Origin of the sequence: Chryseobacterium urinae (assembly GCF_030518295.1) — a bacterium.
Taxonomy (GTDB): domain Bacteria; phylum Bacteroidota; class Bacteroidia; order Flavobacteriales; family Weeksellaceae; genus Chryseobacterium; species Chryseobacterium mucoviscidosis.
The window spans coordinates 35,986-44,717 of sequence record NZ_JAULSJ010000034.1 but is presented as its reverse complement, the minus strand read 5'-3'; the positions used below and the strand labels follow the sequence as shown (position 1 = coordinate 44,717).

The window sequence follows — 8,732 nt, the reverse complement described above, 5'->3', positions numbered from 1 at the left end:
AACTAAAAAATAGCGAGTGCGGAAAGCAGGAAATAACTCCTGATTAAATAAAGAATTTAAAAGAATAAAAATTAAGGAGAAATTTTCAATATCCACCAAAAAAAAGCCTCCCGAAACCGGAAGGCTTTTATTCTTATTTATTGTAGTATAAGTTATTTTGAAGCAAGTACTTCTTTGTTGGTTGTTGATTTACCATGTACTTCATCTTCTTTTCCTGTTTTCAGGAAGTCGTAGGCAATTGCGGATGCCACGAAGATGGATGAATACGTACCGAAACCAATACCGATTAACATTGCAAACATAAATCCTCTAAGGTTATCTCCACCGAAAATGAAGATTGCCAGAATTACAAGAATTGTTGTAAATGAGGTGTTGAACGTTCTACCCAAAGTACTTGAAATAGAATCATCAAATAATCCTGCCAATGTTAACGATTTCTTCTCTCTTAAATATTCTCTGATTCTGTCGAAGATAATTACGGTATCGTTAATTGAGTATCCCAATACAGTAAGGATCGCAGCGATGAAATCCTGATTGATCTCCATATTGAACGGCATATATTTGTGAAGCAAGGAATACGCTCCCAAAATAATGATCGCATCGTGGAATAATGCAGCAACCGCTCCCAAAGAGAACTGCCATTTTCTGAATCTTAATAAGATGTAGATAAAGATAATTCCTAAAGCTCCTAAAACGGCGTAGATCCCGTGAATTTTGATATCATCTGCAACCGAAGGCCCTACTTTCTCAGAAGAAATAATTCCTGCATGCTCTTTATCTGCTGATTTGAAATCTTTCAATGTTGTTCCTGCAGGTAAGTTTGATTTTAGACCTTCGTATAATTTTTGCTCAATTACCTGATCCGCTTTTAAAGATTCGTCTTCGATAAGGTAATCTGTAGAGATCTTTACCTGGTTGTTGCTTCCGAAAGTTTTAGCTTCAACAGAAGAGTTCTTTCCATCTTCCGTTTTGAATAAAGCGACTAATTTGTCTTCAACATCTTCCGCTTTTACATCTTTATCAAATCTTACCACGTAGTTTCTACCACCTGTAAAGTCGATACCGTATTTGAAACCGTGTGTTGCGATTGAAATAATACAGATAACCGTTAAAACAGCCGAGAAAATGTATGCATATTTTCTTTTCCCGATAAAATCGATCCAAGTGTTTCTGAATAGATTTTTCGTTGCCGGAGTCCATACAGAAAGTCCTTTTCCTTTTGATAATCTTGAGAAGATCATTACTCTTGAAAGCAATACGGAAGTAAATAAGGTCATTGCAACCCCGATCATCAACGTCAATGCGAAACCTTTGATAGGTCCTGTTCCGAAGAAGAACAATACAACCGCCGTTAAGAATGTGGTTGTGTGACCATCGATAATCGCATTCAATGCATGTTTGAAACCATCTTTATATGCTTCAAGAATACTTTTTCCTGCGAATAATTCTTCTTTTGTTCTTTCGTAAATGATAACGTTTGTATCAACAGCAACTGCCATTGTTAAAACGATACCCGCGATACCCGGAAGCGTAAGCGTAAAGTCGCCCGAATCCATAATCCCGAAAATATAGAATAAGTTGATGATCATGGCAATTACTGCATAAACACCTGCTCCACCGTAGTAGAAAATGATGTAAACGATAATGATCGCAAAGGCAATCATGAACGACATTAACCCTGCATCAATAGATTCCTGACCTAAAGACGGCCCTACAACAGTAGCCTGAACTACTTTTGCTCCTGCAGGTAATTTACCCGCTCCTAAAACGTCAACCAGTTCTTTTGCTTCCTCCTGAGAGAAGTTTCCAGAAATCTGAGTTCTACCGTTTGGAATAGCACCTACAACGTTCGGCGCAGTGTAAACTCTGCCATCAAGCGTTACAGCAACAGGTTTTCCAACGTTTTTCTCCGTTAATGTTTTCCATTCTTTAGCACCTTTAGAATCCATCTGCATATCTACCACTACTCTGCTCAACTCATCATAGCTGATGTTGGCACTTTCTACAGCACCGTCTACCGGAGCTTTCTGGTTGATATTTCCTCTGATGGCATATAATACCAAGCTTTCTGCATCGGAAGCTTCCGGCTTGTATCCCCACATAAACTGGGTATATTTAATATTTGCAGGACGTAAAGACTTTGCAACTTTGCTGTTTAAAATTTTGTTTACAACAGCAGTATCAGACAATTTTACGCTTCCTACAGCACTTTGGCTCATAGATTTTCCACCCTGCATGATATTCATGAAGTTAACATTTTTTGCAACTCCCATAGAATCTCCTTTTGCAGCGATCATGGTAGCTAATGTCTGGAAATAAGGATAAACCTCAGGAGATTGCTGCACTTCCCAGAACTGAAGTTTTGCAGAAGTCTGAAGCATTTTCTTTACTTTATCGATATCCTTCATCCCCGGCATTTCAACAGAAATTCTTGCGGTTCCCGGAACTCTCTGAACGTTCGGCTGGATGGCTCCAAGCTTATCAATTCTGGTTCTGATTACCTCAAAAGCGGTTCCTACAGATGCATCGATCTTTCTTTTAACAATTGCTTTTACCTGATCATCAGGCGTGTTGTACTTTACTTCTGTAAGCGTTGTATTTCCGAAAAGTTCCGGATCTGCCAACTTCAGGTTTGTACCTTTTGCTTTGTTAATTGCATCGAACTGATCGAAGAAATTGTCGATGTAAGCTTTTGTAGAATTCTTCTGAACTTCATCTGTTTTGTTTAAAGCCTCAATAAGGATCGGGTTTGTAGAATACCCTGTAAGATCATTCACAAGATCTCTCTGGTTGATTTCCAAAAGAACGTTGATCCCTCCTTTAAGGTCAAGACCAAGTTTCATTTCCTTGTCTTTGGCTTTTGTGTAATAAAGTTTAGTGAATCCCAGATTCAGAGTATCCTTAGAAAGTTTTGCAATTTCTTTCTGATACTTCTCCGGATTGTCTCCTGCAATAGCAGTCGCCTGCTTTTCAATTTTGCTGGCGTACCATGTTGGTAATAGCTCATTTAAGCAAATTAACCCTAGTACAATAGCAACAATTGTAATAAGTCCTTTTCCTTGCATTTTGTTATAACTACGTTAAATTAAGTCGGCAAATATAATCATTTTCTTGTATTTTATGAATTTTTAACAACAGAAATCGTTTATTTTCAGATATATCGGCATTCTTATTTTCATTTAAGATTTAATAATTATTTCGTGGTATTTTAATGAATTTTTCAATGGTTCATTGGTATGGAATTTTCATTCAGATTTAATACACTAAATATCAAAATATTATGAAAAAACTACTTTTTTACGCAGGTATTTTTTCTTCCCTCATCCTGAATGCCCAAAGCATTACTCTGGAAGAATTTGCGACCGGGTTTACAGCACCCGTAGAAATTGCCCACGCGAACGACAGCCGGATGTTTGTTGTTCAGCAAAACGGAATCATTAAAATCTTACAATCGGACGGAACAGTAAACTCTGCTAATTTTTTAAACATCAGCTCAAAAATCACGTATGGAGGCGAAAGAGGGCTTCTCGGACTGGCTTTTCACCCGCAATACCCTTCAAACGGGTATTTTTTTGTGTATTACAATGATACCGGCGGCAATATTACCGTAGCCAGATATACCAGAAGTTCTGCCAATCCTGATGTTGCAGATCCTGCAACTGAAAAAATTATTCTGAATCTCCCTAAACCTTTCGATAACCATAATGGCGGAAGTATTCATTTTGCACCAGATGGTTATTTGTGGGTTGTTACAGGCGATGGCGGAAGCGGCGGCGATCCGAACAATAATGCCCAGAATAAGAATTCTCTTTTGGGTAAATTACTGAGGTTGGATATCAATTCCACAGAAGCCTACAATATTCCTCCAGGAAATCCTTTTGTGGGAATTGACGGAGCCGATGAAGTCTGGGCTTACGGATTAAGAAATGCATGGAAGTTTAATTTTGATACCGTTTCCGGAAATGTAATGATTGCTGATGTGGGACAGGGGCAGATTGAAGAAATCAACAGAATGCCGTTAACACAGGCAGGAATTAATTACGGATGGCGGTGTTACGAAGGCAACAATACCTACAATACGACAGGATGCGCTGCACAATCAACGATGACTTTTCCAGTTGCAGCTTATGATCATTCCGGAGGAAAATGTTCGATTACGGGAGGTTATGTTTACAGAGGGACACAGTTTCCGGCGCTACAGGGAAGGTATTTTTTTGCAGATTACTGCTCCACGCAGATCGGCAGTCTGAATTCCGATGATTCGATCACTTGGACTTCTGCTTTTTCAGGCAATAATTTTTCAACGTTCGGAGTGAATAATCAAAATGAACTTTTTGTAGCTGCCGTCAACAGCGGTAAGATTTTCAGAATTACGACTACAACTTTAGGAGTTCAGGAAAATGAACTTTCAAATCCAATCAAGGTTTATCCGAATCCTGCTTCGAAAAAGATTTTCATCGAGGGTGTGAAAGATAAAAATACAACAGTTGAGATCATCAGCTTTGAAGGAAGAAAGGTTTTGGAACAGGGAAAAATTGAAAATGACAACAGTATAAATATTTCAGGAATTCCTGCGGGAGTTTATTTCATCAACTTAAATTCAGGAAATGAAAAATCTTACAGCAAAAAAATAATCATTAAATAAATTTTCAAACAGTTTTTTAATAGGCTTCAGTCGGTTTTCTGATTGAAGCTTTTTTTTAAAAAATAAAGAATTGAAAGAATCGGAAGGATTAAAATGAGTCTCATCCATAAAGAAAACCTTTCTGTTTCTTCATCAAATAAAAAATTGGGAATCAGGGTTACAAAAAAGAAGCAACCATAAAAAATACAATTTCGGGAACTGATATTGGCTTTATCTCATGTTCATTCTTTTCAGATCTTGAGCTTAAAATCCAGAAAATCAGGAATAAAATCATAAATGGGAAACTCCAGATTCTGTAGGTATCATAAGCAATGGCATGCAACAGCAACGGAATGAAAGAAACTGATGCCAAAAGTATGAACAACTGAATATTCTTCTGTAATTTGAATTCCTTAAACATCATCCATAAAGAAAAAAGAAACGGAATTCCGTAAAATATCGTCGCTTTAGATATAAACAGCCTTTGTATAAAATGCACATACTGATCTTTAAGATAATACGAAAAGCTTTTTGTATAGGCTCCGGAAACAGAATCTGCAACTTTTGGTGAAATTGATGAGCCTTTCAGATAGCTGAAAATTTCAGAATAATAATTTCCTCCATAAATTTCCTGAAAAAAAGAAATTGAAAACACAGCAAAAAGAGGCAGAATAATAAATACACCTAATTTCTTTAAAAGATGTTTCGAAAAAATATCTCTGAAGGAAAATCGCTGTATTGAAGTTTCATTCATAATAATGGAAAAACAACAGACAGGAAGCATCAGAAAAAGAGAAATCTCGTGAATAAAAATGCTGAAAACCGCCACCAACGAAGATAAAAATAACTTTCCCCGACCGATCAGGTAAACTGCTAAAATGGTCAATAGGAAAATAACATGATCGAAATAGCCGATTAAATGAGCAGAAAAAACGATGTATTGGGAAAGCAGAAAAATGACAAAGAATAAGATCCTGTAAAAACTTTTCTGAAAACTTAAGGTGGTTTTTAATGCAATTTTTAAAATTAAAAAGTACAGTAAACATAAGATCCCTGCTGAAAGAACGGTAATTGAAAACAGCTTCTTCTCACATAAAAAACCGAATAATTCTCCGGCTAAACCTCTTTTGATAAATCCAAATCTGTAATCCAGCAACCAATGAGATCTTGCCCATTCATTCGGAATCCTTATTGTTTTTGAAACGCTGAAAACCAGCGCATACAGATAAAGAAATATCAAAAGAAATTTTCTGTTCATGCCATTATATCGTCATCGAGAAAATTCTCGTTTCCGGCTTATTTCTCATCATTCTGAGATCGAAAACCATCGCTACATTTCTCGTAAAGGCTCTTCCTTTTTCTGTAATCTGGATATGATGACCGTTAATTTCCACCAGTTCATCATTTTCCATTTCTCTCAGCATTTCGAAAGCATTTTCAAGCTCCGGAAAAGAATTATTGATGTCAAAAGTGGTTTCCAACTGACACATCAGGTTCAGAATATGTCTTCTTACCGTAAGATCTTCATCATTCAGAATATGACCTTTCACGACAGGAATTTCTCCTTCTTCCACCATTTTCTGGTATTCTTCCACGGTTTTGATATTCTGGGCAAAAGCATACCAGGAATCTGAAATGGCAGACATTCCCAAACCAACCATTAACTGAGTTTTGCTTGAAGTATAGCCCATGAAATTTCTGTGTAATTTCTTCTGAATCAGAGATTGGTACAAATCGTCATGTTCCAGAGAAAAATGATCCATTCCTACTTCGATGTAGCCTAATTCTTCTAATAATTTTTTACCGTCTTCGTATAAACGGCGTTTTTCTTCACCACTTGGCAAATCATTTTCATCAAAACCTCTTTGTCCGACACCTTTCACCCACGGAACGTGCGCGTAAGAATAAAATGCCAATCGATCCGGTTTTAATTCCATCGTTTTGCGGATGGTACTTTCCATCGCTTCCCAAGTCTGATGCGGAAGTCCGAACACCAAATCGTGACTGATTCCTCTGTAACCGATCTCTTTCGCCCATTCCGTTACTTCTCTTACTTTTTCGAAAGACTGAATTCTGTTGATCGCTTTCTGCACTTTAGGATCGTAATCCTGAACGCCGAAACTCACTCTTCTGAATCCTAAATCGTACAAAGTCTGAAGATGCTCTTTCGTAGTATTATTCGGATGCCCTTCAAAAGAAAATTCCTGATGTTCGGCAATTTCTACCGTTTCAAAAATTCCTTCCAGTAAGGTTTTTAAGTTTTTCGGAGAGAAAAAAGTCGGAGTTCCGCCTCCCAAATGCAATTCCTTCAGTTTGGGCTTTTCGTTAAACAGTTTAAGGTAAAGCTGCCACTCTTTTAAAACACTTTCGAGATACGGAATTTCAACGCTGTGTTGTTTTGTGATCCTTTTATGACATGCGCAAAACGTACATAAAGCTTCGCAAAAAGGAAGGTGAATGTATATTGAAATCCCCTCTTCTGCGTTACTTTCTTTGAATGTTCGGATGACACTCTGCTTCCACAATTCCGGAGTGAAAGAATTTTCATCCCAATAAGGAACGGTAGGATAAGAAGTGTAACGAGGTCCGGGAATATTATATTTATCGATTAAAGAATTCATTTTCTGTTTACAATTTTAAGGTGAACCAATATCAGGTTTCACAATGCAAAATTAACTATATCTGATGAATTTTGTATCATGAAATATATTAGTCGTTTTTATGAAATTTATAATGAGTCTAAATATCGCGAATTTAAATATGTTTAATCTAATTTCGGAATTAACCACAAAAGTGGCAAAATACATCATACTGCATAATCAAAATATTCAAAGTGCTCAAAAGAATAAAAATCAAAGATTTTAAAAACTATTGTGAACTTTTTCATTTATAATCATCAGCTTTAAATAAAAGGTTAGTTATCTTTTGTACGTTTTGCGGTTAAATAAAAAGTTTAAACAGACTCCATATAAAAACATCAAAGATAAGTTCAAAAAAATAATCGTTTTTGGAATTTATGAAGTTAAATTCTATTCTTTAGATTCAGAATTTCAATTTCATGACAGAAATTTTACCATTTCCTGCAAAAACAACGGTGTCTTGATTTACCCATTCACAAACAAAAAAGCCTTTCTCCTCCGAAATTTTCTTCCATGTTTTTCCGAAATCCGAAGAATAACTGATGTGTCGATCTCCCACAGAAATAATCTCTTTTCCTTTGGAATTTGGTTTTATTTTCACGCAGGTTGTGTATCCTGCATTTTGTCCGGAAGCCTGAATTTGCCAAGTTTCTCCGCCGTCATTGGTTGTGGCGATATTGTTGATATTAGCTTCCTGTTTTGTGTAATCTCCGCCAACCGCAATCCCGAATGTATCATCTAAGAAATCGATGGAATAGATTCCCTGAGAAGATTCTCCCTGAATAACCGGAGTATTGAAAATTTTAAACTGATTATTTTTAAAATTTAATTTTAAAATTCTTGATGCTTTCCCTCCTGTTGCAATCCATAAATAGTTTTTAGTGGATGAAATATTGGTATTGCTTGCTGCAAAAGCTGCTTCTCCCTCATTCAGCACGAGATCATTTTTAAGCATAGTCCATTTTCCGTTATCAAATTTGGCAAGTTTTAATTTGCTGTCCTTATCTGCATCACTGAAAGTATAAGCCAGTTTATCATTCACAAAATGAAGCGCATCATAAAAAGCCGTTTTCACAGTATCTCTAAATACCACTTCATATTTCAAGCTTTTTTTATCGATCTTAAAAAATTCAGCGGGACTTTCGATATTGATGGCATAAAAAGCCTTTTTATCCTGTCCCAGAGTACGAAACTGCAATTTTTTTTCAGATAATTTAATCTGTTTCTGAATGTCTGTATTTTTCAGATCAACATAACCAAACTTGGAGTCCGTTCCGCTGTACCAGACTTTGTTGTCGTAGATTTCAATAGCTCTGATGCTGATTTTATCGTTTAAAATTGTTTCTGAACTTTCGATCTGTTGAGAAAAAGTAAAAATTCCGGAGAATGAAAGTAAAAGTGGCAAAAGCTTTTTCATATTCACAAAAATAAAAAATCCACAGAATTCTGTGGATTTTATTTGATCTATT

Annotated in this window: 5 protein-coding genes; 1 reads left to right on the top strand and 4 read right to left on the bottom strand. The window is 36.3% G+C overall.

The window, feature by feature from the left end; genetic code table 11:
- Positions 1 to 152: 152 nt before the first annotated feature.
- Entirely contained in the window at positions 153 to 3,065 is a 2,913-nt protein-coding gene (secD, locus tag QWT87_RS17510; RefSeq protein WP_087706389.1) for a protein translocase subunit SecD, read from the bottom strand.
- Positions 3,066 to 3,280: 215 nt separating this feature from the next.
- Between secD and QWT87_RS17505 the strand changes: the two genes are divergently transcribed.
- Positions 3,281 to 4,645, top strand: coding sequence for a PQQ-dependent sugar dehydrogenase (locus QWT87_RS17505; RefSeq protein WP_302717611.1), 1,365 nt, complete (start codon positions 3,281 to 3,283; stop codon positions 4,643 to 4,645).
- Positions 4,646 to 4,802: 157 nt separating this feature from the next.
- On the opposite strand, the gene QWT87_RS17500 is transcribed toward QWT87_RS17505, so the two are convergent.
- The 3 genes from QWT87_RS17500 to QWT87_RS17490 all read right to left on the bottom strand — a co-directional run bounded on the left by QWT87_RS17500 (position 4,803) and on the right by QWT87_RS17490 (position 8,680).
- Complete coding sequence (locus QWT87_RS17500; protein ID WP_302717609.1) at positions 4,803 to 5,882, bottom strand: hypothetical protein; 1,080 nt, start codon at positions 5,880 to 5,882, stop codon at positions 4,803 to 4,805.
- 4 nt (positions 5,883 to 5,886) lie between these two features.
- Positions 5,887 to 7,245: an oxygen-independent coproporphyrinogen III oxidase gene (gene hemN / locus QWT87_RS17495; protein WP_302717607.1), complete on the bottom strand. Its 1,359-nt coding sequence runs from the start codon at positions 7,243 to 7,245 to the stop codon at positions 5,887 to 5,889.
- 421 nt (positions 7,246 to 7,666) lie between these two features.
- Positions 7,667 to 8,680 (bottom strand): WD40/YVTN/BNR-like repeat-containing protein, encoded by a 1,014-nt coding sequence (locus tag QWT87_RS17490; RefSeq protein ID WP_302717605.1) that lies wholly within the window; start codon positions 8,678 to 8,680, stop codon positions 7,667 to 7,669.
- Between the last annotated feature and the right edge of the window lie 52 nt (positions 8,681 to 8,732).

What these genes read in the sequence shown, in the direction of transcription:
- hemN (WP_302717607.1), bottom strand. Translation starts at nt 7,245, where the DNA reads ATGAATTCTTTAATCGATAAATATAATATTCCCGGACCTCGTTACACT.
- secD (WP_087706389.1), bottom strand. Translation starts at nt 3,065, where the DNA reads ATGCAAGGAAAAGGACTTATTACAATTGTTGCTATTGTACTAGGGTTA.
- QWT87_RS17505 (WP_302717611.1), top strand. Translation starts at nt 3,281, where the DNA reads ATGAAAAAACTACTTTTTTACGCAGGTATTTTTTCTTCCCTCATCCTG.
- QWT87_RS17490 (WP_302717605.1), bottom strand. Translation starts at nt 8,680, where the DNA reads ATGAAAAAGCTTTTGCCACTTTTACTTTCATTCTCCGGAATTTTTACT.
- QWT87_RS17500 (WP_302717609.1), bottom strand. Translation starts at nt 5,882, where the DNA reads ATGAACAGAAAATTTCTTTTGATATTTCTTTATCTGTATGCGCTGGTT.